Source organism: Bacillus subtilis subsp. subtilis str. 168 (assembly GCF_000009045.1).
GTDB classification, from domain to species: Bacteria; Bacillota; Bacilli; order Bacillales; family Bacillaceae; genus Bacillus; species Bacillus subtilis.
In genome coordinates this window covers 1,120,995-1,143,542 of the sequence record NC_000964.3, presented here as the reverse complement: position 1 = coordinate 1,143,542, position 22,548 = coordinate 1,120,995, and the positions used below count along the sequence as shown (strand labels likewise).

The window sequence follows — 22,548 nt, the reverse complement described above, 5'->3', positions numbered from 1 at the left end:
CCCGCTCCGCCTGAAATTCCGGAGCTTATGGATCTCGCTATAATGTCAGAATGTGCCCTCCGTCAAAGAAATAAAGCGCACATCCCTTTACCTTTGTTTTTGCAATTTGCTCCACTGCCTTCGTGTACAGCTGAATTTGCGTTTCATATCGTTTCTTCAAGATCGGGGCCGCTCCTTCAAATCCATGCTGGAATTTGCCCTCAATCCGGTCCGACTTATAATCCAATAGATATAATCCGTCCTCAGTTTCATAGAGACAGTCAATAATACCCTGCACTAAAAGCGGCTCATCTGCCTCGTGTGCATCAGGATAGATCTCCTTGGCCGGAAGCGCTAAGCTGAATGGTATTTCCCGGTCCTTCCACTTAGCACCGATCAGCTGTCCGCCGATTTCTGTATGGAAAAATTGCACGATTTCTTCTATATCAATAGCGTCTTTTTGTTCTTCAGTGAGAAGCTCTTTTTCATAAAGCCTGTGAACCGTCTGCTCAGCTTCTTCTATCGACGGCACATGTGACAGCGGGATATGCTGCATAACCGTATGCATGGCAGTCCCTTTCTCTGCCGCTGTCAGGCCTTTTTTCATCATAAAAGCGGGACGTCTGTACAGAATGCTTCCATCAGCCGGTTTTACAGGGGCCCTGCCGCTGTATTCATCCTCGTACTCTCTTTTTCTCTTGATCTCAGAAACTGATTGCTTTGTCCGAATTTGCGTCACTTCTTGATGCGGGTAGGTCCAGCTCAGCTGCTCGCGGGCTTTTTCATCAAACGCAAACGAGCCGGGAACTGGTTCACCTCGGCGGATCGCTTCTAGGCGCTCGCTTTTTTCTTCCATTCTTTCTTCCAGATCATCATCAAGCAAATCATAGGAATGGATCATTTGAACGGCAAAACGAGCCGGGTGACCTGAGATGTCAGCGTGTGCTGGCACACCAGCCAAATCCCCCAAGTCTCTGTGCCTGGCAAGAGCCGGCCCAATGAAATCTAGATACGTTCTCGCCTGATAGCGGTCAAATTCCGGCAGAAGCCAATCAGTTTGGGACGCGGATGCCTGCCATTTTGCAAGCTGTTTCTGATGATCCTTACATGAGCCAATCAGAAACAGCTTTTCCTTCGCTCTCGTTAATGCAACATAGAGCACACGCAATTCCTCTGACAGCAGCTCCCTGCGCATTTTTTTCTTCATCGCAATGAGCGGAAGTGTCGGATAGCTGATGCGTAATTGCGGATGAATATACTTCGTGCCAAATCCGAGCTCCTTATCCAGCAGGTACGATTTGTTCAAATCCATCATGTTGAAATTCCGGCCGAGACCTGCTACAAACACGACTGGAAATTCGAGCCCTTTGCTGCTGTGGATCGTCATTAAGCGGACAACATCCTCCTGCTCGCTGAGCGCTCTCGCCGTACCAAGATCATCGCCCCGCTCCTGCATGCGTTCGATAAACCGCAGGAAACGGAACAAGCCGCGAAATGCCGTTGATTCATATTGACGCGCCCTGTCATAAAGAACACGCAAATTGGCCTGGCGCTGTTTTCCGCCCGGCATGCCGCCGACATAATCCATATATTTGGTGTCGCGGTACACTTCCCAAATCAGCTCAGATACTGAGTGGTTTTTCGAAAACGCGCGCCATTTTTGCAGATGTCCGTAAAACGTATTTAACTTTTGATAAAGCTCATCGCTCCGGTCACCAGCAGCCAGGTAGTCTTTCATCGCCTCATAGTACGGCGCTTTTTTATTTTCAAGCCGGATCAAAGACAGCTCGTTTTCATCTGCTCCGACAATCGGTGAGCGCAGCACAGAGGCAAGCGGTATATCCTGATACGGATTATCAATCACCTTCAGCACAGAAAGCGCGACGGCGACTTCGACCGCTTCAAAATAGCCTGACGTTAAATTGGCGTAAACCGGTATGCCCTGTGCTCTCAGCTCCTCCATGATTTGCGGAGCCCACGGCATCGAACGGAGCAAAATCACGATATCTCGGTATTGAATATTGCGATGTGTTTTCTTTTTTCCGTCATACACCTTAAACGGCGATGAAATCAGCTTACGAATTTCCTTAGCGATGGCTTTTGCCTCAAACTGCACCGTTTCAAGCTCTTCTGCTTCCTCGCTTGCATCCGTATCTTCTGCGTTGTCGATCAGCAGCAGCTCTGTTTCCGTCTCGTCATTGTCCGGATACGCTGCACCAAGCTTCAGCTCAGCCTGCTCGTCATAATCGACCTCACCGATTTTGCCGCCCATCAGCTGTTTAAATAAAAAGTTTGTGCTGTCTAAAATATCAGCCCGGCTTCGGAAATTTTTATTTAAATCGATTTTCCGCCCCGTGCCTTCTCCGCTCTCTGTAAACCGTTTGTATTTAGAGAGGAAAAGAAGCGGCTCCGCAAGCCTGAATCGATAAATCGACTGTTTGACATCTCCTACCATAAACAGGTTACCAGTCTCCTCCGGACCGCTTGTGACGAGCTGCAGAATCGATTCCTGCACGAGGTTGGTATCCTGATATTCGTCAACGAGCACCTCATGAAACTGTTCCTGATAAAACCTTGCAGCCTCGCTCGGCTCACGTTCACCTTTGTCATTCTCAGCTGTCAAAATCGCTAAACAGTAATGCTCCAAATCCGAAAAATCGATGATTGATTTTTCCTGTTTCGCAGCTTCGAATCGTTTTCCATAGCTGATGACAAGCTGTACGAGCGTTTCAATGACAGGCTTCATCTCGGCTAGGCTTTTCAAGTGCTGTTCAGGACTTCGCGTGAAGTAGTCGGTTTTGAGCTTTTCAAGCAGTTTTTTTGCGCCGTTCCTCAAATCTGTCGCCTCATCAAGGAGCGCTGGATCGAACTCATCCCCTTTTACTGCTTTGGCACGCTTAAAAGAGACGGCGGGCACCCGCTTATATAGTTCACTGAAATCGTCCTGATGCTGAATCAGTTCATCAATCTGAGCAAGATCATCAAGAAAATTGTCAGCACGCGGCGCCGGGCCGCCCGGCGCTTTCGTCAGCTCAAGCGCGCGCAAGAGCTTTTCCTTCGCCCCGTTAAGCACCATTGCAATATCTTCTTTGACATATTGATAAAACGGCAGCTCCTCGATGGCGCTCTTTTCTGATACATCATACAAATGAACAAAGCTTTCCAGCCACGCCTCCGGGTTGGGATGGGATCGGGAATACTCGTACACCTGTTTAACGAGAAATTGCAGATCCAGATCATGCCGGTCTGTCGTATAGCGGTCAACAAGCTCAAAAAACGCCTTTTCGCCCTTTGCGTATTCGTCTTCAAACAGCTCGTCAAGCACTTCATCCCCGATCAGCTCGCCTTCCGTCTGATCAGCTATCCGAAAGCCCGGATCAAGATCGATCAAGTAGTAATATTTCTTCAGCACTTGCAGGCAAAAGGAATGGAGCGTCGAAATGCTGGCCCGGTTTAAAAGAGACAGCTGGCGTCTAATATGCAGCGAGCCGGGGCGCTGTACAAGCTCTTTTTCCAAGGCTTCTGCGATTCGGTGCTTCATCTCTGCCGCTGAGGCGTTTGTAAATGTCACAACGAGAAGACGGTCTACATCTATTGGGTTTTCCTCCGCGGTGATTTTCCGAATCATTCGTTCAACGAGCACAGCGGTTTTACCAGAGCCCGCAGCCGCTGCCACAAGAATATCCTGGCCGGTTGAAACAATGGCATTCCATTGGTCATCTGTCCATGTGCTGTCTGCCGGTTTAGGAATGTTCATTGCCATCCGCCTCCTTTTTTATCCACTCAAGTATTGTCTTGTCCTTTTCAGCCTTTAATGGGCGATACTCGTTTTCTTCCAGTGATTCATCAAATTGGCATACTGATTTGAACGCACAGTATGTGCACGGCGTCTTGTTCTTCATTTTGTACGGCTCAATGGATACGCGCCCGTCGGTGATTTGTTCGCCCGCTTCTTGGAAGGTGCGGCGCACATGCTTTGTCAAAAGATCAAATTCCTTTTCACCGACTGCTGCTGAGTCTGATCTGAGAGAGCCGTCTTTTTTCAAGCCGGCGTTTATGATATTTGAACGTCCCTCTTGAAGGGTTGTATCCATGAGGCGAACCACTTCCTGATCACCGAGGAGCAAGCCCTTCATTTTAAATTTCTTAAAGATCTCCTGTTCAATCTCGTCAAGCCCAAGCGGGAGATTAGATTGAATCATCGGGTCATGAATATGGAAATACAGCACTCCGGCAGGCGTCGCCCTCATCCCGAGCCAGTCAGCTGAATGTGTAATCGATAAATCAAGGTACGTCAGCATTTGCAGTGCCAATCCGTAATATACTTCCGCTAAGTCAAGGCCTTTGTCGCTTGATTTATAATCGACAATCCTGAGGAGCAGGCCTTTTGAGCTTTCAGCCTTATCAACACGGTCAATTCGCCCGACGAGTTCCATCGTACAGCCGTTTTTCAGTTGAAAGGTCAGCGGCGGAAGCGGCCCTTTTCCTCCAAAGCCCAGTTCAAGCCCGATCGGTACGAATCCGCTCGCTTTCGCATGCTCGCTTAAAATGCCGGACACACGTGTCACAATTTTTTGCAGTTTTTCCTTCACATAATAATGCCGGTTTGAGCTGAGCAGAATTTCCTTTTGCAGTTTCGGTGCCAGCCGCTCTACCGCATCATAGGAAAACAGCTCGCACTGCTCCTTCGTTAAATCGCGCCAATCCAGCTTTTGCTCACGCAGCCTGTCCGAAATCAGCTTTAAGCTGGAATGAAACAGCTGGCCGATATCCGGTGCTTCAAGCTTGAAGAATTGCCGTTCCTTCAAATGCAGCCCGTGTGACGCAAAATGGGAAAACGGGCATGCGTTAAAGGTTTCCATTCTCGATACACTGCCCTGAATACGTTCACCATAGAGCTGTCTCGACACGCTGCGTTCAAGCTGCTTCACTTCATTCCGGAAAAACAGGCTTGAGAACAGCTTTTTCGATTGCAGCCTGTCCTGCTCACTCATCAGCACATTGTACGTGCTCCACCAGACGTCGCTGATGTCGTATTCCCGAGTCCATAACCTGAGCTGGCTCGCGGTAAAGGACTGTGCCACGCTTTTATTCACAACATACATCAGCTGTTCCTCATCGCTGACCTGTTCAGGTTCATTTGTTAACAGGCGCTCCTTATGATGCGGAAACAGTTCTTCCAGCCGCTTAACGATCATCGACGGCAAAAGCGTTTTTCCTTCCGCATCAGCAATCGGATACGATACGTAAAGCCGGTCAGACGGACTTGAAAACGCCATGTAGATGAGGAAGTGCTCATCAAGCAAACGCTCTCGTCCGCCTGAGGATAGCTCAACCCCAATCGTTTTCAGCCATTCCCGGTCATCATCCGACAGGACCCCGTTTTCATCAGGGCGTGCCGGCAGAACGCCGTCGTTTGCCCCGAGCACAAAGGTGCAGGAGGTGCCATACATTCTGGACAAATCCATATTGCCGACAAACACCTGGTCAAGCGCAGGCGGAATTAGAGAAAATGTAAGCGACTCCGCGCCGGCTTCTATCATTTGCTGAAACAAATCAAGAGAAATCTCATCATCTCCCATCATTTCAACAAACTCCTCAAGCAGCTGAATGACTGCGTCCCACGCCTGCTGATGCTGCTGCGCTTCAATGATTCTGCCGTCATCCTCAGCACGCTGCCTTTCCTGATCCAGCTTCAGCGGCACATCCGTCTCTTCTAAATAACGATAGAGCGCCTCCGCCTTCTCTTGAACCGTCTTCGCTTTTTTCATGCGTTTTTGAAGCTGAAAAAGCGGCGGAACAATCCAATCGCGGGTGTCATTCAACATGTTTTCCATTTCGATTTCCTGATCAGTCTGCGCAAAATCATCATCCAATGACACAAAACGCCTGTATTGGAACCGATCGCCCTTTGTCCAGCGGTCGCCTTTAATACCATAGGCGATACAGTAATTTTCGAGCTGATCGACCTGTTCTCTCACTTTGGCCTTCGGTTCATTGAGCGGGAATAGCAGTTCGGTTTTCACGCAGCGAAACACCGCTTCATAACGCCAATTCCCTTTCAGAACATCAAGGCTCGACCGGATAAATTCAATTAACGGATGGTTCAGCATAGATGCTTTTCCGTCAATGAAATAAGGAATCTCGTAATCTGCGAAAACTTCCTTCACCATATCCTTGTAGTCTTCCGGCTGGCGCGCAAGAATTGCTACATCCTTATAGCGATATCCCTTCTCTCTGACTAGGGCGTGAATTTCCCGAGCAATGCCTTCCAGCTCAGCTCGTCTGTTTGCGGCCTGCATCACAGTAAGGGCTTCTTGTTTTTCTGCGTATGGAATGGCCGGACGCGCTTCATACTGTGCCTCTAGATGCGCCAATTCCGGCGTCTTTGTATGCCGCTCAGTCCCGCTCAGCTCTTTATACGTAATGTCCAAATTCAGTTCCTTCGCCTTCTGATGCAGGCGGTAATAGGTTTTCCCCGTCATTCTGAACAATTCCAGTTCATGCGGCTCCCGCTCATATGACGGCTTGTCCGCTGTGAGCGAAAACGTGATATGCTCCGCATGAACCATAAGCTGCTCCAACACCCTGAATTCCTGCGGGGTAAACTGATAAAAGCCATCCACATAGATATGGGCGCCTTTTATATCTTCCGCAAGCGGGATATGCTCTGCCAGCAATGTCAAATAATCCTCAGAGTGAAGATATTGATCTGCGAGGCTTTTTTCCATTTGCTGATACAGAATTGATAAGTCATGGAGCTTTTCAGATAAAACACGTTCTCCGCGATACTCGGAAGCCGTTCCGCTTTCCGCCATCCGGCGGATATCCTCCGGTTCCAGACAATAGCGCTTAAACTCTGTCAGCATCCGCTCAACCTGTGCGGTAAACCCGCTTTTGTCACTCGCTTTTTGATAGACTTTGAACTCCTGTTTATGCTCCTCAATGAGCTTCCGCAGGAGCATTTGTACGCCGGTGCTCGTCAGAAACGGCCTGCTCATTCCTCCCGTATGCTGGAGGACGCGCCAGGCCAATCGTGAAAAACTGAACACTTGAGCGCGTATCATCCCGCCCATATCTGGCGTTTTAGCAAGCTCGTATTCCATTAAAAACGTCATTTGATCCGGGACTAGAAAAATGATCGGCTTCCCGAATGGAGCCCGGCGCAATTCATCCTGAATGCTGTTGATGATCAGCTTCGTTTTTCCACTCCCGGACCTGCCTACTAAAAACTCTGCTCCCAAATTAGAAGACCCCTCTCTTTTTATCTCTCTATATTTTATCGAATGTTGACGAAAATGACCAATCTGATCTATTGGTAAAAACGGCCTTTTCACATATAAAAAGCTGATTATCTCCGCACATCTCTCCCTGCCCAACATATACTTTTACAGAAGCCCAATTCCTAAGAATGGAGTTGAATCCCCTTGCATTACAGCTACTATCCCTATCCGGTGCCATACCGGGAAGATCCTGTTTTGATTCGGAATTTGCAGAAGGCCATCAACGGAGAATTCAGTGCTATTCAATGCTACCGCAAGCTTGCCGAACTCGCCCACAGCGATGAGGTCAGAAAACAGATTGAAGAAATCAGGCGTGACGAGATTCGCCACCTCCGTGAATTTTCCACACTGTATGGTTCAATTACCGGCAAACACATCATGCCGAAACAAACGGAAGAATGCCCGGACAATTTCACAAGAGGACTGGACGCCGCTTTTAAAGATGAACAAGAAACCGTCGACTTTTACTTGCGTGCGGCCGAGGAAACGTCAAACTTAAAAGCGAAAGGCGTCTTTACGCGCGCAGCACGTGATGAACAAAATCACGCTGTCTGGTTCCTATACTATCTGATGGAACGTTAGATATACCCATTCAGGGTATATGTACATATCCCCTTAGCTAAAAACACACTCCCCTGTTTTTTTCAAATGCAGCCGTGAAACATAAAACCATATACTGTCATACAGGGGGAATCAACCATGGAGCAATATTCTGAGGCTTGTATTGAGGCTTGCATCGATTGCATGAAGGCTTGCAATCATTGTTTCACTAAATGCTTGGAAGAAAGCGTGCAGCATCATCTCAGCGGATGCATCCGGCTTGACAGGGAATGCGCGGATATTTGCGCGCTGGCGGTCAAAGCCATGCAAACGGACAGCCCGTTTATGAAAGAAATTTGTGCACTTTGCGCCGATATTTGTGAAGCATGCGGCACTGAATGCGGAAAGCACGATCATGATCATTGCCAAGCATGTGCGAAAGCCTGCTTCACCTGTGCTGAACAATGCCGCAGCATGGCAGCGTAAAAAAGAGGGTTCAAAAAAGAACCCTCTTTTTATTTGGACAGCCATACGGAGTACAAATCAATCCATCCCTCTTCATCAAGCACCAGGCCTTTTACATTTTTACTTGATGTCACCTGGAGCACATTTTGATACAGCGGGATCGCGTTCAGCTCCTGTATCATCTGCCGGTCAATGTCACGCAGGATGTTGATTCTCGAACAGCGGTCAGGCATGGAAAACATCCGCTCTGTCATTCCTGAGCAAATCTGTGTCAGCTTTTCAGATAGATGCTGATACAAGAAACTGTTCTCCGACAGCAGCAAATGCAGAAAACCAAACTCGCTGTCTTGATAAAACGTCGCACTGTCATGAATGATATCCGCCATCTGCACGATTTCCGGCCGTCGCAGATCAGCAGCATCACAGAATTGAAGTGTAAGCCTGATACCGTGCTGGGCGCAAATATTTTGAATCCATTCGGCGTCCTCACGATGATCCGTTTCCGAAAAGGTATAAAGCACGATTGTTTCGCCCTCGTATCCGCTTTTTTTCAACAATTCAGATGGCGAAACGCCCTCCCACTCAAAAGGACTCGGATGCAAAAAGGACGTAACCGGAATTCTTCGGTGCCCTCCCGCTTCACGAACGAGCCGTTCAGAGGAAATCAGCAGCCGGAGCGCTTTTCTAAAGCTTCGGTGCTGAAGAGGCCCCTTCTTTTTCAGATTAAGCGACAAATACTGAACATGCCGCTCATCAAAGACAGTTTGCTGCTCAGGACATGTTTGTTTTTCTTGAATGGTAAAACCGTTCATCTCTCCGGCTTGCTCAGAAAACACAAACTCAACGCGATCCAAATAGGGGCGTCCCTTGAAGTAGCGCTCATTGGCTTCAAGCACAAGCATCCCGCTATGTTGCTGATTCATCTGAAAAGGCCCTGTTCCATTTTTCCCGCCGCCCTGTTCTGCCGGCAGTATGGACAGCCGTTCATCACAAAGAGCATACGGCAAAAGCGCATTCGGCTTATCGAGTATGAGCTCCACACAATAAGGGCCCTTTTCTAAGACTTGTTTCACTCCGTGCAGAAGCCATTTATACGGGTTGTCAGCCAGTTCCAAAAAGCGCTGAAATGTAAACGCAACGTCCCGCGATGTCAGCGGCTGTCCATTATGAAATAACACACCTTTTCGAAGAAAAAATCTCCATTGTTTTTTTCCGACCTCTTCCCATCCATGAACCAAATGAGGCTTCGGCTCCTGCATATCCGAATCAAACGTGAAGAGTGTATCAAATATCTGTTTGACGAAATGGCCCTCAGACCGCAAAAATATTTGGCATGGATCCAAACTGCTGACAGATTCAGGCGTGATGAACAGCCGCAGGACATCCTTCGCCCCATTCTCGCCTGTCTCCGTCACAAATCCGAATACCTCTGATAGCCACATGTTATATTCGTTTTGAAGCCCTGGAAACGCGGACTGATACTGCTGAAGCAGCTCCTTTGCCTTTTTAAGCTTTCCTGACATGGTATATTCCTTTGCAGTTTGAAGAAGCAGTTCCTCAGGCCTCCGAAGAAACGCGATTTTAGATTTGCGGCCGCGCCCCGCCCCGCTTTCCCGGATAATCCAATTGCTGTTCTCCAGCTTATGTAAAATGAGCTTTGCATTTCTTTCTGTACAAAATAAACAGTCGGCAATCTCAGTGAGCGTCATTTCGTTCATTTGCCCATACTCGGCGCAGCCTGTTTTTACAAGCGCCACGTAGTGCTCTATCAGCTTCAATCCCCGCACCTCCCGACAAAAGGGGAACTTTTATCTCTTCTTTTCTTCACTTTTTGGGCCGCCGCCCCTTCTATACACTACTACTATATCAAACAGCGAAAGGCGGCGATCACATGTTGACCAGTTTTCACTCTATAAAATCGAGATATACCGCTCCCGTTCGGCTCCGCTTTTTCGGCGAATTGCTGACAAGCCTGACAGGTGCAATGATGGGACCTTTTATGGTGCTGTATCTGCATGAACAATTAAACGGCAGTATCATGATGCCAATGCTGATCATCAGCCTTCAGCCATTTGCTGATATTTTCCTGACGCTCGCTGCAGGACGGGTGACGGATCGGCTTGGGCGGCGCACAGCGATTTTGACCGCATTGCTTCTTCAATCAGCGGCAATGACAGGGTTTGTATTTGCTGAGCATGCGTATGTTTTCGCTATTCTCTATGTCATGAATGGCATCGGAAGATCGTTGTACATTCCCGCTTCCCGCGCCCAAATCGCTGAAAGCACGCCGGAAAGCAGACGTTCGGAAGTGTTTGCGGTCATCAATGCGATCTATTCGACGGGTCTGACGGCAGGACCGCTAGTGGGGATGCTGCTGTACAATCATAACCCCGTGTGGATATTCGCATTAGATGCTGCAGCATTGTTTATCTACTTTCTGATCGCTGCACTGAAACTGCCTGAGACAAAGCCGCTACACCCAGCTGTTACCCCGAAAATGTCCGCGAGCTTTACAATATACAGGCCTGTCCTGCTTCTTTTGCTGCTTTCTCTCCCCATCAGCATGTTATATGCACAAACAGAAACAACATACAGGCTGTTCAGCAAAAACATGTTTTCTGATTATCTGTCCATGCTGACCATCTATTCAGCAGCAAAAGCTTTATTCAGCTGTGTTCTCCAAGTACCTCTTGTCAAAGGGACCGAAAAGCTTTCAATGAAAACGATCCTCTTCATTACTTATATTTGCTACTCCCTTGCGGCAGCCGGCTTTGCATGCTCAACCTCTCTGACAATGCTTTTAGTGACGGCAGCGGTGATGACGGTTGGTGAAAGCATCGGGCTAACCCACATCCAGACCTTCATATCGAAATTGGCGCCGCCTCATTTGCTGGGCCGGTTTTATGCTGTCTATGGTCTGCATTGGGATATATCCCGCTCAATCGGACCGCTGGCAGGCGGGCTGATCCTGACATCATTTGGCGGAGAAGTGATTTTTTACGCTCTTGCCGTGTGTCTGCTGACAGCGGGTTTATCTCTGACTTACACAATAGAAAAGCTCGAACACAAGGTCATAAGAAAAGTGAATCGCTTATAGAAAATAATTCATAATTTCTTTATCAACAAAAATATACTATAGTAATAAATACATTCACTACGTGAACAATTGGAGTGTTACGTGAAAAAGGAAGAAGGGTTTTACATTGAAGAAAGACGAAAATCTCCTCAAAGATCTATGGTTTATCGCAATCAGTGCAGCCGGGGGGTTTATTCTTTCATTAACCGGAATATCAATTGGATGGATGATCGGAACACTGATTGTCGCCTGCTGCCTCGCCATGATACGGCCGGCATGGCTGATGATGGCACCAGACCAAAAAGGAATTAACCGACGATGGCTCGCCCTCGGGCAGATGATCCTCGGCATCGAATTGGGCCAAAAGCTGAATTTATCCGTTCTCTCTGTTCTCAAAGACCATTGGTTTTCAGTCGGCGTTATGCTGATATTGTCTATCCTGCTGGCCATGCTGTCAGGATATGTGCTTTGGCGTTTCAGCAAAACGGATATGATGACTAGCTTTGTCGGCACCGCTCCCGGCGGACTTTCCGCCATGCCGAGCATCGCACAGGAAGTAGGCGCCAATACCGCTATAGTCAGCCTCGTTCAAATGATGCGTGTGCTGCTCGTGGTGCTTTCCATTCCGTTTTTAGTCATTCTGATCTATACAAAACAAGATCGTACCGCAAGTGCCGCAGCAGAGACGATTTCTTCTGCAACGACAGATTTTAGGCTCGCTCCCGTTTTGTGGACCGTCATTCTTATTCTCGCTGCCTGGGGAGCTTGCAAAGCTGCGAAATTTTTAAAATTTCCAGCTCCATGGCTGCTCGGCAGCATGCTCGGTGTAGCAATTGTACATGTTGGCGGAGCTGCGGTGACAGGGCACGACATGACGGCATGGTGGTTGTCACAAGCTAACCATGTATCACAAGTATTTCTCGGGGCAACGATCGGCTCTAAGATGTACAAAAGCATGTTTGCCGGCGTCACCCGTATTATCATCGTCGGGTTTGTCTCGTCCGTCGGTTTAATCGCAGCAATGTTTTTGAGCGCCGTGATCGTTTCCGAGCTGACAGGAATTTCGCTCATCACTTCTGTTCTGGCATTTGCGCCCGGCGGGATTGCAGAGATGGCGACGACGTCAGTTACCTTACATGCTGATTCCACCTTTGTCGTTGCGGTTCAGGTCATTCGCGTCATTCTGGTTATTGCCCTGCTGCCGCCGTTTTATCGCCTGCTTCACCATCTTCATGGTGAAAAAAAAGACAAAAAGAGCTCAATCAGCGGCAGTAGTGCCTAGTTGAAAAAAGGGTTCAAGAACTTTTAATTCGCAAACCATCGAGATGAGGAAATATAAGCGGATATTTCGTTGTTAATGGATCAGATTTGAAGTGAGTGCTGCCAGAGGGTGAAATGAAAGAAATAATTGACGACTTACGATTGAAAAAGAGGTTAAAATGAATAACCTCTTTTTCTTATATAAAGATATAAAATGTTAAAGGGAAATCTATCGTTACGTTGATTCTCTTATAATAAGCTTTGTTGGCAGTTTAATAATTCTTCTGTTTAAAGAGGCATTACCCGAAATGGACTCGATGATTTTCAACACAGCCTGTTGGCCTAATTCTATTACGGGGATATCAATTGTTGTTATGGTCGGAGTAACGACTTGGCAAATCAATTGGTTGTCAAAACCAATTACAGCTAAGTCTTCTGGAACTTTAAAGCCATTTTTCATCGCCTGTTTAATAATCCCTGCGGCGACTTGATCATTTCCTGTAAATATTGCTGAGGGTCTGTCCTTTAGATCCTTTATCTTATGAAAAACACGAAAGCCATCCTCGATATTAAACATTTCGCCGAATATCCATTCGCTTCTATGATGTAAATTGTAATCTTGTAAAGCTTTCAAATAACCCTCTTTCCTCTGACATTGAGCTTCGCTATATGGAGTATCAAAACAAAACCCAATTTTTTTATGCCCTCTTTCAATTAAATGTACTACCCCCATGTATGCGGCTTCAAATTCATCATACCCAATTATCGTGATGTCCGCTGAGTGATGATATTCATTACATAATAAGATAGGACCATACTTTAAGAAAGGGGATATCTGATCCCATTCATTTTCTAAAGTCCCAAGAATAATGCCATCCACTTCTTTATGCTTCAATAACTCTAGTAATTCTAGCTCCGTCTGTTTGTCATAAAAGGTCTGAAATACAATTACCTTGTAATTCTTAAACAGTACTTCATGAGAGACCCCTTTTATTAATTGAGCAAAAAATGGATGGTCGATACTCGGAACCGATAAAGCTATCGTTTGTGTCTTATTTCTCCTAAAATTCCGAGCTAAATAATTGGGAGTGTAGTCAAGTTCGTTAATAGCCTTTAAGATCATATCTCTTTTTTCTTTCGACACATAAGGATGATTATTCAATACTCTTGACACTGTGGTTTTAGACACATTGCATAATTTTGCTATTTCATCAATTGTAGGCATATTTTCCCTTCCTTAAAAAAGTTGTTGACATGTTACCGATTTCAGAAACTAGGATAAATTTGTAATAAATTTTTAGATTATAAAATCATTGGAGGTACTGTTCATGCAAAAACAGGTTAAGATTTCAGGTAAAAGCAAAGAAAACATGTCACTATTAAAACACTTAAAAGGTGACGTACAAGGAAAAGAACTTGTTATTGAAGACAGTATTGTAAACGAGCGGTGGAAACAAGTATTAAAAGAAAAGATAGATATTGAACATGACCTTTTCAACTATCAAAAAAATCGTGAAATCAGTAAAGTCCCTTTTTTGCCTGTAGACAGATTAATAACCAATGATGAAGTGGAAGATATCTTAAATACATTAACTGAAGTTTTGCCAACTGGAAAATTTACGAGTGGTCCCTATTTAGAGCAATTCGAAAAAGTTTTATCTACATATTTACATAAAAGGTATGTAATTGCAACCAGCAGTGGAACCGATGCTATTATGATAGGTTTATTGGCTTTAGGGTTAAACCCAGGGGATGAAGTTATCATGCCGGCTAATAGCTTTTCAGCTACTGAAAATGCTGTGTTAGCTTCGGGAGGCGTTCCTATCTATGTAGATATTAACCCACAAACATTCTGCATCGATCCTGACAAAATTGAAGAAGCAATAACTCCTTATACAAAGTTTATTCTACCTGTGCATTTATACGGAAAACATTCAGACATGCAGCATATCCGTCAAATCGCAAATCGTTATAAATTAAAAGTAATTGAAGATGCCTGCCAAGGAATTGGACTGACAGACTTAGGAAAGTATGCAGACATCACTACATTAAGTTTTAATCCCTATAAGAATTTTGGTGTATGTGGCAAGGCTGGGGCAATAGCAACTGATAATGAAGAACTCGCTAAAAAATGCATTCAATTTAGTTATCACGGTTTTGAAGTAAATGTAAAAAATAAGAAAGTCATCAATTTTGGATTTAATTCAAAAATGGACAATTTACAGGCAGCAATTGGTTTAGAGAGAATGAAGTACCTTTCATTAAACAACTTCAAAAGATTGTTCTTGGCGGATAGATACATTACCCAATTAGCAGAGTTGCAGAATAAAGGCTATATTGAATTACCAGAATTAAGTGAAGATCATGTATGGCATCTGTTTCCTATTAAGGTAAGAACAGAAGATAGGGCAGATATCATGACTAAATTAAATGAAGATTTTGGTGTTCAAACAGATGTATATTATCCAATACTTTCTCATATGCAAAAAACTCCTTTAGTACAGGACAAGTATGCAGGACTCCAATTGGTTCATACGGAAAAGGCTCATAGTCAGGTACTGCATTTGCCTTTATATCCGTCATTTACTTTAGAAGAACAAGACAGAGTAATGGAGGGACTGTTTCATGTTATTAAGCAAGAAATCGGAGTATAAAACGTTATCCACGGTTGAACATCCTCAATATATTGTTTTTTGTGATTTTGATGAAACGTATTTTCCGCATACAATCGACGAACAAAAGCAACAAGACATCTATGAACTCGAAGACTATCTAGAACAAAAAAGTAAAGATGGGGAGCTAATAATCGGATGGGTTACTGGGAGCAGTATAGAATCTATTCTCGATAAAATGGGACGAGGAAAATTTAGATATTTTCCGCATTTTATAGCTAGTGATCTTGGAACTGAAATTACGTACTTTTCAGAGCATAACTTCGGTCAGCAAGATAACAAGTGGAACAGTCGCATAAATGAAGGGTTTAGTAAAGAAAAGGTTGAAAAACTTGTGAAACAGCTGCATGAAAATCATAACATTCTTTTGAATCCTCAAACCCAATTAGGAAAGTCACGGTATAAGCATAACTTCTACTATCAGGAACAAGATGAAATAAACGACAAGAAAAACCTATTAGCTATTGAAAAAATCTGCGAAGAATACGGCGTTTCAGTAAATATAAATCGGTGTAATCCCTTAGCAGGCGATCCAGAAGACAGCTATGATGTAGATTTTATCCCCATAGGGACAGGAAAGAATGAAATTGTAACGTTTATGTTAGAGAAATACAACCTAAATACCGAAAGAGCTATCGCATTTGGGGATAGTGGAAATGATGTTCGTATGTTACAGACAGTAGGGAATGGATATCTGCTAAAAAATGCAACACAGGAAGCCAAAAACTTGCACAACCTTATAACTGATAGTGAGTACTCAAAAGGAATTACTAATACCTTAAAAAAATTAATTGGATCATGAGGAGGAAATAAAAATGAAGAAGATAGGCATCATAGGTGCAGGTGGTATTGCAAGAGCGCATGCAACTGCTTTATCTACAATAAAAAATGCAGAGTTAGTAGGGGTATATGACATAAATCAACAAAATGCGGAAAGCTTTGTGAAAACTTTCGGCGGGAAGTCATTTGAAAACGTAGATGAACTAATTGATGCCTCAGAAGGTTTAATTGTAGCATCACCAAACTTTTGCCATAAAGAACATGCTTTGCAAGCATTAGGAAAACATAAGCATGTATTATGTGAAAAGCCTATGGCTATTTCTCTTGAAGAAGCAAGCATAATGAAAGATACTGCTGAAAGGTTGAGCGTAAGAGCCAGTATGGGATTTAATTATAGATATTTATCTTACGTAAATATCTTAAAAAGCTTAATTATCAATAATGAACTAGGTAACATACTGTCCATAAAAGTACACTTCAAGAAAAATAGTGCACTTAGACGTAAGAAGTTTACTTGGAGAGATGACGCTAATAGTAAGAAGACGAGTGGATCATTGGGGGATCTGGGTATTCACCTTATTGACATGGTATGGTATTTGTTCGAGAGTGATTTCATCACAGAATCAGTAAGGGCAAAGATGAACACAAATGTAAAAACAAAAGAGGATAAACAGGTACTTGTAGATGACTATGCAGAAATTTATGGCCAGCTGAAGAACAAGGTATTTGTAAATATCATCACATCAAAGTGTTCTGTACCTGAAGACTGTGGTTTTAGCATTGAGGTAGTTGGACACAAAAAAGAGTTTAAATACCACACAGGTAATCCTCACGTTTACAAGCTCATAGATGGCTTGAACGTGGTAGACTGCCCAGTACCGCAAAGCCTATTAAACGATCCGCCAAACGAGTTTTATGGATGGGCTGATTCTTTTAGAAGCGAGTTAATCAATTGGATTGCATCAACTCAGAATGATTGGGTTGAGATCCCTTCTTTTAGTGATGGTTTTAGATCTCAGGAAGTATTAGAAATGTTCTTTGAGAAAGACAGCAACTCTCAACCCATGTCTGTTTCAGCAGTCAACTAGTATTTCAAAGAGAGAAGTTACTAAAAAAGCAGGAATTTACTTTCCTGCTTTTTCATATAGGGGTGTAATGAATGTTAAGAGGGACATATTTATTTGGATATGCTTTCTTTTTTACAGTAGGTATTATCCATATATCAACAGGGAGTTTGACACCATTTTTATTAGAGGCTTTTAACAAGACAACAGATGATATTTCGGTCATAATCTTCTTCCAGTTTACCGGATTTCTAAGCGGAGTATTAATCGCACCTTTAATGATTAAGAAATACAGTCATTTTAGGACACTTACTTTAGCTTTGACAATAATGCTTGTAGCGTTAAGTATCTTTTTTCTAACCAAGGATTGGTATTATATTATTGTAATGGCTTTTCTCTTAGGATATGGAGCAGGCACATTAGAAACGACAGTTGGTTCATTTGTTATTGCTAATTTCGAAAGTAATGCAGAAAAAATGAGTAAGCTGGAAGTTCTCTTTGGATTAGGCGCTTTATCTTTCCCATTATTAATTAATTCCTTCATAGATATCAATAACTGGTTTTTACCATATTACTGTATATTCACCTTTTTATTCGTCCTATTCGTAGGGTGGTTAATTTTCTTGTCTAAGAACCGAGAGTACGCTAAGAATGCTAACCAACAAGTGACCTTTCCAGATGGAGGAGCATTTCAATACTTTATAGGAGATAGAAAAAAATCAAAGCAATTAGGCTTTTTTGTATTTTTCGCTTTCCTATATGCTGGAATTGAAACAAATTTTGCCAACTTTTTACCTTCAATCATGATAAACCAAGACAATGAACAAATTAGTCTTATAAGTGTCTCCTTTTTCTGGGTAGGGATCATCATAGGAAGAATATTGATTGGTTTCGTAAGTAGAAGGCTTGATTTTTCCAAATACCTTCTTTTTAGCTGTAGTTGTTTAATTGTTTTGTTGATTGCCTTCTCTTATATAAGTAACCCAATACTTCAATTGAGTGGTACATTTTTGATTGGCCTAAGTATAGCGGGGATATTTCCCATTGCTTTAACACTAGCATCAATCATTATTCAGAAGTACGTTGACGAAGTTACAAGTTTATTTATTGCCTCGGCAAGTTTCGGAGGAGCGATCATCTCTTTCTTAATTGGATGGAGTTTAAACCAGGATACGATCTTATTAACCATGGGAATATTTACAACTATGGCGGTCATTCTAGTAGGTATTTCTGTAAAGATTAGGAGAACTAAAACAGAAGACCCTATTTCACTTGAAAACAAAGCATCAAAAACACAGTAGAAAACGTATAAAATAAAGATACTAATAGACATATCGTATAAGCAGTGCAAATTCCTGAACATCTTGAATTTCATTCTTCAAGAGGAAATCTGATTTACGTTACAGCCTTGAAAAAGATAGAAACAAAGCGAAAAACACGCACCGCAGTGCGTGTTTTTTATTTAAAAATGCTAGGAAGCCCCCCTTCAATTTCTTCTGACGACGGATACCATTTTGTCACCAGATCCCGAAACAGCCGTTCCGCAAAAAGAATCTCTTCCTCGGTATAGCGGTCAAAAAATGACAGAAAACGCTGTTCAGCCTTCTGATGATAATATTTGTGCAAACTGTGCAGCTTTTTTCCAGCAGGCGTCAATCGGAAGTAGACCTCCTTTTTATTATCGCTGAGCTGTGTTCTGTGAAGGAAGCCTGCGCCGAGCAATTTTGTGCTGATGCGTGATACAGTCGCTTTTGTCGTATTCATTTTTTCTGCTATCGACGTGACATTAATTGGTTCATTGTCCCCGACACAGGATAGAACATGAATTTCTGTCATCGTCAATTGAGATTTACTCCCGTGCTCTACATCCAGCTTCCTCAATTCGTCAGATAAAAAGGCTTTAATAAGCCCCTCCCATTTCTCCTGCTGATGAATGAGCTCCGCATACAATTCAAAAAGATTGCGTTTCGTATGATCTGTGTTCATCGGGTTTTCCATCCTTTTTCATTCGATTGTTTCTTCTATCATACCGTTTTGTTACAGATGAAACAATCGAATTGAATTATACTCGGCTGGTGACGGAAAACCAGCGGCTGATCCCTTTTTGAATCACCTCGGAACAATCGGGCGCTGATGCATCCACCGCCCAGGCTACATGTCCATCGGGACGAATCAATATGGTATGCACATTCCGCAACTTTTCATTCGGTTCTGCAAGCGAGGCGGTTACCGTACGTAAGCCTTTTACTTCGATATGATCATCAGCTTCCTGCCTCAATGACAGCAAAACGAATGTCCCGTTTTGGAGAAAGCTGTACAGCCGTTCCGAATTGCCGTCGGAAAGAATCAGCTTCATGTCAGGGAGCCTTGCCCCGTTCAAACGATTCGGCGGCATGGTACGATCAGCTTCATATCTGACATCGAGCGCAGAAATTTGCCCCGCTACATATCGATTCACATCAGGGAAGGCCAGCAGCTCCGACATCATGCTTCGCAAATGGAGGCCTGCTTGAGTGAAATCGATCAGCTTTGTCTGTGCCTCCGTGTTTCTGAGGAGCCCTTCCGCTGCCGGATGCCGCTCATCATGGTAGCTGTCCAAAAGCCAAGAAGGCGCAGAGCCTTTGATGGCCGCCGCCAGTTTCCACCCGAGGTTCATTGCATCCTGAAGGCCGACATTCAGTCCTTGCCCGCCCGCCGGAAAATGAATATGCGCGGCATCACCCGCAAGAAAGATTCTGCCGTCCCGATACCGTTTCGCTTGGCGCGCGGCGTTCCCAAACCGCGACATCCACGAAGGGTCGGTTAAACCGAAGTCAGTTCCGCAAATTCGCAGGAGGTCAGCTTTCAGCTCTTCCTCAGTCACAGGCACATCTTTCGGCGTTTGTGTGCGATAAGGGCTGATCACAACGACACGGTATCGGTCTGGAGATAACGGAACAATCATAACACCGCCCTCTTTTGTGCAAAGGGACAGCACACCTGACGGCGGCGGAGAAAGGAGCACCACATCCCCAAGCGCAGCGGTGACAGTGCTGTCTGTTCCCGGAAACTCAATTTTCGCCTGTTTCCGGACGGTACTCCCGGCGCCATCTGCCCCAACGGCAAACTTGCTTGTGATCGTCCGTACACTGCCGTCCCGATCCTTAAAAATTGTTTGGACCGCTTCCCCGTTTTGCGTAACCGCCAGCGCCTCGGCACCCCGAAACACCTCTGTTCCCAGGCTTCGTGCATGATCTTCAAGAAGCTTTTCTGTTTTGGACTGCGGGAGCAAAAGCGTGTAAGGACAGCTCGTATCCAAGCCTGAAAAATCCAGACGGGTATCCAGCATTGAAAAATGTCCGGTAGGTATCTTGCTTCCCTTGGATACGAACCGCTCTAAAATCCCTCTCATCTCAAGAAGCTCCAGCGTTCGGGGGTGCAGCGTCAACGCCTTGGAATGCGGAACAGGTTTTTCAAGCCGTTCAATCACACATGTTCCCACTCCGGCTATTGCAAGCTCAGAAGCCAGCATAAATCCAACCGGCCCTCCTCCTATAATCACTGCTTCATATTTCATCATCATTCACCACTCCTTTTGTTTCATGAAAAACGAACAAAAACCAATAAAAACGGCCCTCCAGTCAAAAAAATATATAAATTTTGTTACACAGGTAACAATTTTGATTATAGCTCCTTACAAATTTTTCTTCAACACATTTTTCCAAACGGCATACAAAAAGACGCCTCTTCAATTAGCGTCTTTTTATTCGGCATCAGAAATCACACCGACAATATTTTTTTCTCTTATCGGACCAAAATGCCGGCTGTCGAAGCTGTATATGCGATTATCTCCAACGACAAAATATTTTCCTTTCGGCACCTTGCTTGTTCCCGTCACATCTTTCAAAGAAAAATCACCCGTTACATGGCTGCCGGCAGAAACAGATTTCAAATGCTTCAAAAATGGCTCAGCAACCTGCTTTCCGTTCACATACAGCTGATCATCTTTATATTTGATCGTTTCACCGGGCAAGCCGATTACCCGTTTAATCAGCACTTTATGATCAGGGCCTTTAAAAAGGACGATGTCAAAACGATGGATGGTTTTAAATCGATGCGAAAATTTATTGACCAACAATTCGTTTCCTTCCTGGAAGGTCGGGTTCATACTGACGCCTTCTACCTTGTAATCAATAAAGACAGCATTTTTAACCTGAATGGCGAGAACAACGGACACTACACCGGCAAGAAACCAAAACCGTTTTTTCATGTTACTGTCTCCCTCCATCATGCTCACGCTGACTGGCTCTTACATGCAGATACCGCTCCACCTTTTTGCCGACATACCATAAGACAGTGATCACCAATACGGCGATGACCGTTCGAATCGGCTGTGTAATCAGCGCGTGCAGATCATATCCGATGAAGCTGATCATAAAAATCATGACAAGCTTCCCCGAGGCTGCCGCCAAAATAAACGGCCGCGTTCCGATCCTTGACAAACCGGCAACAACATTCACCGCGGCTGACGGTGTAAATGGAAAACAAAGCAGAAGAAACATGGGACCGAAGCCGTGTCTTTCCACCCATAACATCAGCTTTCTGACAGACGGATGACTGCGGATAAATCCAAGCAATTTTCTCTGTCCGTATTGACGGACAATCAAAAAGACGAGAATGGAACCAGCAGTTGATCCCGCCCAGGATAGGATGAATCCTTCCCACAAGCCAAACGAGTTCGTATTCGCCACCACAAACACGATCAGCGGCAAAAACGGGAGAAATGCTTCAATTAAAGGCAGCAGCACAGCAATGAGCGGACCGAAAGCCCTATAGCTTTGAAATAATTCAGTTAAATGTTCTTGTGTCAAATAGGATAAAAAATGCTCCAACATTTATACTCCTTACCGGGTTTGTCTATCCTTATTCTACACATTATCAGCAGAAAACTAAAAAGTTTTGGTGATTTTTTCTGTCTTGAAACATTTCACCAGCCGATATAGAATACAAATAGAACAAACGTTCCCTTAGAAAGAAGGAGTCAATATGCCAAATCTGCAGGAGGAAATATACGATTTAATTGAACGGGCTCTCTTTTTGCCCATGGCCATTACGATTTTTAACCGTGATCTCGCCGGAATTGAAGAAAGCACATTAAAATTGAAGCATCCTTATAAACAGCTTATCAGCGAATCATTAAAAATAGCACAAAAGGATTTGATGGAGGTCAGAAAAGAACTGAGGAAAAGAAAAATTGCAATCCGCGAGACGGAACGCGATGAGGCCTTTACACTCTATACATTTGTCATCGACGGTTATGAAGAAAACCATCGCTATTTTAATCCGCGAATCCGTGAGCAGGTCAGCGAATTATTAACATACTATCTATTTGCCCCAGACAGACTCTGAGCCTTTTGAATCATACTGCCCGTTCCCTCTTCGGGCGATTC

Annotated in this window: 17 protein-coding genes; 9 read left to right on the top strand and 8 right to left on the bottom strand. The window is 44.4% G+C overall.

The features are described from left to right. Nucleotides 1-37: 37 nt before the first annotated feature. Together addA and addB are read right to left on the bottom strand one after the other, a co-directional pair. Nucleotides 38-3,736 (bottom strand): ATP-dependent deoxyribonuclease (subunit A), encoded by a 3,699-nt coding sequence (addA, locus tag BSU_10630; RefSeq protein ID NP_388944.2) that lies wholly within the window; start codon nucleotides 3,734-3,736, stop codon nucleotides 38-40. After that, nucleotides 3,723-7,223: an ATP-dependent deoxyribonuclease (subunit B) gene (addB, locus tag BSU_10620; RefSeq protein ID NP_388943.2), complete on the bottom strand. Its 3,501-nt coding sequence runs from the start codon at nucleotides 7,221-7,223 to the stop codon at nucleotides 3,723-3,725. The genes addA and addB overlap by 14 nt, the downstream gene beginning before the upstream one ends. A gap of 183 nt (nucleotides 7,224-7,406) precedes the next feature. On the opposite strand from addB, the gene yhjR reads away from it, so the two are divergent. Together yhjR and yhjQ are read left to right on the top strand one after the other, a co-directional pair. Next, entirely contained in the window at nucleotides 7,407-7,844 is a 438-nt protein-coding gene (yhjR, locus tag BSU_10610) for a putative electron carrier protein (putative sporulation gene) (RefSeq protein NP_388942.1), read from the top strand. 117 nt (nucleotides 7,845-7,961) lie between these two features. Next, nucleotides 7,962-8,288: a putative metal-chelating cysteine-rich protein of unknown function gene (gene yhjQ, locus BSU_10600; RefSeq protein NP_388941.1), complete on the top strand. Its 327-nt coding sequence runs from the start codon at nucleotides 7,962-7,964 to the stop codon at nucleotides 8,286-8,288. A 29-nt stretch (nucleotides 8,289-8,317) separates the two neighbouring features. Here yhjQ and yhjP read toward each other — a convergent pair whose 3' ends face one another. Further along, complete coding sequence (gene yhjP / locus BSU_10590) at nucleotides 8,318-10,045, bottom strand: putative transcription factor (protein ID NP_388940.1); 1,728 nt, start codon at nucleotides 10,043-10,045, stop codon at nucleotides 8,318-8,320. Between the two features lie 113 nt (nucleotides 10,046-10,158). Here yhjP and yhjO point away from each other — a divergent pair, with 113 nt between their 5' ends. Both yhjO and yhjN read left to right on the top strand, forming a co-directional pair. Continuing rightward, on the top strand, nucleotides 10,159-11,364 hold the full coding sequence (gene yhjO, locus BSU_10580; RefSeq protein NP_388939.1) for a putative permease (recent HGT island): 1,206 nt from the start codon (nucleotides 10,159-10,161) through the stop codon (nucleotides 11,362-11,364). Nucleotides 11,365-11,470: 106 nt separating this feature from the next. Next, on the top strand, nucleotides 11,471-12,625 hold the full coding sequence (yhjN, locus tag BSU_10570) for a putative integral inner membrane protein (recent HGT island) (protein NP_388938.1): 1,155 nt from the start codon (nucleotides 11,471-11,473) through the stop codon (nucleotides 12,623-12,625). Between the two features lie 213 nt (nucleotides 12,626-12,838). On the opposite strand, the gene ntdR is transcribed toward yhjN, so the two are convergent. Continuing rightward, nucleotides 12,839-13,828 carry a transcriptional regulator of the ntd operon (NtdR-NTD) (recent HGT island) gene (ntdR, locus tag BSU_10560; RefSeq protein NP_388937.1) on the bottom strand — a complete coding sequence of 330 codons (990 nt, stop codon included), beginning with the start codon at nucleotides 13,826-13,828 and terminating at the stop codon, nucleotides 12,839-12,841. Nucleotides 13,829-13,931: 103 nt separating this feature from the next. Between ntdR and ntdA the strand changes: the two genes are divergently transcribed. From ntdA to glcP, 4 genes are all read left to right on the top strand, one after another. Then, nucleotides 13,932-15,257, top strand: coding sequence for a biosynthesis of neotrehalosadiamine (3,3'-diamino-3,3'-dideoxy-alpha,beta-trehalose);3-oxo-glucose-6-phosphate:glutamate aminotransferase; kanosamine aminotransferase (recent HGT island) (gene ntdA, locus BSU_10550; RefSeq protein NP_388936.1), 1,326 nt, complete (start codon nucleotides 13,932-13,934; stop codon nucleotides 15,255-15,257). Beyond that, on the top strand, nucleotides 15,229-16,077 hold the full coding sequence (gene ntdB, locus BSU_10540) for a biosynthesis of neotrehalosadiamine (3,3'-diamino-3,3'-dideoxy-alpha,beta-trehalose);kanosamine-6-phosphate phosphatase (recent HGT island) (RefSeq protein ID NP_388935.2): 849 nt from the start codon (nucleotides 15,229-15,231) through the stop codon (nucleotides 16,075-16,077). Before ntdA ends, ntdB begins: the two co-directional genes overlap by 29 nt. A 13-nt stretch (nucleotides 16,078-16,090) precedes the next feature. Next, on the top strand, nucleotides 16,091-17,143 hold the full coding sequence (gene ntdC, locus BSU_10530) for a biosynthesis of neotrehalosadiamine (3,3'-diamino-3,3'-dideoxy-alpha,beta-trehalose), glucose-6-P 3-dehydrogenase; kanosamine biosynthesis (recent HGT island) (RefSeq protein NP_388934.2): 1,053 nt from the start codon (nucleotides 16,091-16,093) through the stop codon (nucleotides 17,141-17,143). Nucleotides 17,144-17,214: 71 nt separating this feature from the next. Then, nucleotides 17,215-18,420 carry a glucose/mannose:H+ symporter (recent HGT island) gene (glcP, locus tag BSU_10520; RefSeq protein ID NP_388933.1) on the top strand — a complete coding sequence of 402 codons (1,206 nt, stop codon included), beginning with the start codon at nucleotides 17,215-17,217 and terminating at the stop codon, nucleotides 18,418-18,420. A gap of 157 nt (nucleotides 18,421-18,577) precedes the next feature. On the opposite strand, the gene yhjH is transcribed toward glcP, so the two are convergent. The 4 genes from yhjH to yhjE all read right to left on the bottom strand — a co-directional run bounded on the left by yhjH (nucleotide 18,578) and on the right by yhjE (nucleotide 21,993). After that, entirely contained in the window at nucleotides 18,578-19,105 is a 528-nt protein-coding gene (yhjH, locus tag BSU_10510; protein NP_388932.1) for a putative transcriptional regulator, read from the bottom strand. Nucleotides 19,106-19,181: 76 nt separating this feature from the next. Further along, nucleotides 19,182-20,681, bottom strand: a complete 1,500-nt coding sequence (yhjG, locus tag BSU_10500; RefSeq protein NP_388931.1) for a putative aromatic compound monooxygenase/hydroxylase — start codon at nucleotides 20,679-20,681, stop codon at nucleotides 19,182-19,184. Between the two features lie 180 nt (nucleotides 20,682-20,861). Next, nucleotides 20,862-21,368 carry a type I signal peptidase gene (gene sipV, locus BSU_10490; protein NP_388930.1) on the bottom strand — a complete coding sequence of 169 codons (507 nt, stop codon included), beginning with the start codon at nucleotides 21,366-21,368 and terminating at the stop codon, nucleotides 20,862-20,864. 1 nt (nucleotide 21,369) lies between these two features. Further along, a complete protein-coding gene (yhjE, locus tag BSU_10480) occupies nucleotides 21,370-21,993 on the bottom strand; it encodes a putative integral membrane protein (RefSeq protein ID NP_388929.1) in 624 nt (207 codons plus the stop codon). Nucleotides 21,994-22,144: 151 nt separating this feature from the next. Here yhjE and yhjD point away from each other — a divergent pair, with 151 nt between their 5' ends. After that, on the top strand, nucleotides 22,145-22,507 hold the full coding sequence (yhjD, locus tag BSU_10470) for a hypothetical protein (protein ID NP_388928.1): 363 nt from the start codon (nucleotides 22,145-22,147) through the stop codon (nucleotides 22,505-22,507). Nucleotides 22,508-22,548: the final 41 nt, after the last annotated feature.

Excerpts from the sequence above, each read along its gene's own strand:
- addA (NP_388944.2), bottom strand. The coding sequence starts at position 3,736 with ATGAACATTCCTAAACCGGCAGACAGCACATGGACAGATGACCAATGG.
- yhjQ (NP_388941.1), top strand. The coding sequence starts at position 7,962 with ATGGAGCAATATTCTGAGGCTTGTATTGAGGCTTGCATCGATTGCATG.
- yhjO (NP_388939.1), top strand. The coding sequence starts at position 10,159 with ATGTTGACCAGTTTTCACTCTATAAAATCGAGATATACCGCTCCCGTT.
- ntdR (NP_388937.1), bottom strand. The coding sequence starts at position 13,828 with ATGCCTACAATTGATGAAATAGCAAAATTATGCAATGTGTCTAAAACC.
- ntdA (NP_388936.1), top strand. The coding sequence starts at position 13,932 with ATGCAAAAACAGGTTAAGATTTCAGGTAAAAGCAAAGAAAACATGTCA.
- ntdB (NP_388935.2), top strand. The coding sequence starts at position 15,229 with ATGTTATTAAGCAAGAAATCGGAGTATAAAACGTTATCCACGGTTGAA.
- ntdC (NP_388934.2), top strand. The coding sequence starts at position 16,091 with ATGAAGAAGATAGGCATCATAGGTGCAGGTGGTATTGCAAGAGCGCAT.
- glcP (NP_388933.1), top strand. The coding sequence starts at position 17,215 with ATGTTAAGAGGGACATATTTATTTGGATATGCTTTCTTTTTTACAGTA.
- yhjH (NP_388932.1), bottom strand. The coding sequence starts at position 19,105 with ATGAACACAGATCATACGAAACGCAATCTTTTTGAATTGTATGCGGAG.
- yhjG (NP_388931.1), bottom strand. The coding sequence starts at position 20,681 with ATGATGATGAAATATGAAGCAGTGATTATAGGAGGAGGGCCGGTTGGA.
- sipV (NP_388930.1), bottom strand. The coding sequence starts at position 21,368 with ATGAAAAAACGGTTTTGGTTTCTTGCCGGTGTAGTGTCCGTTGTTCTC.
- yhjE (NP_388929.1), bottom strand. The coding sequence starts at position 21,993 with ATGTTGGAGCATTTTTTATCCTATTTGACACAAGAACATTTAACTGAA.
- yhjD (NP_388928.1), top strand. The coding sequence starts at position 22,145 with ATGCCAAATCTGCAGGAGGAAATATACGATTTAATTGAACGGGCTCTC.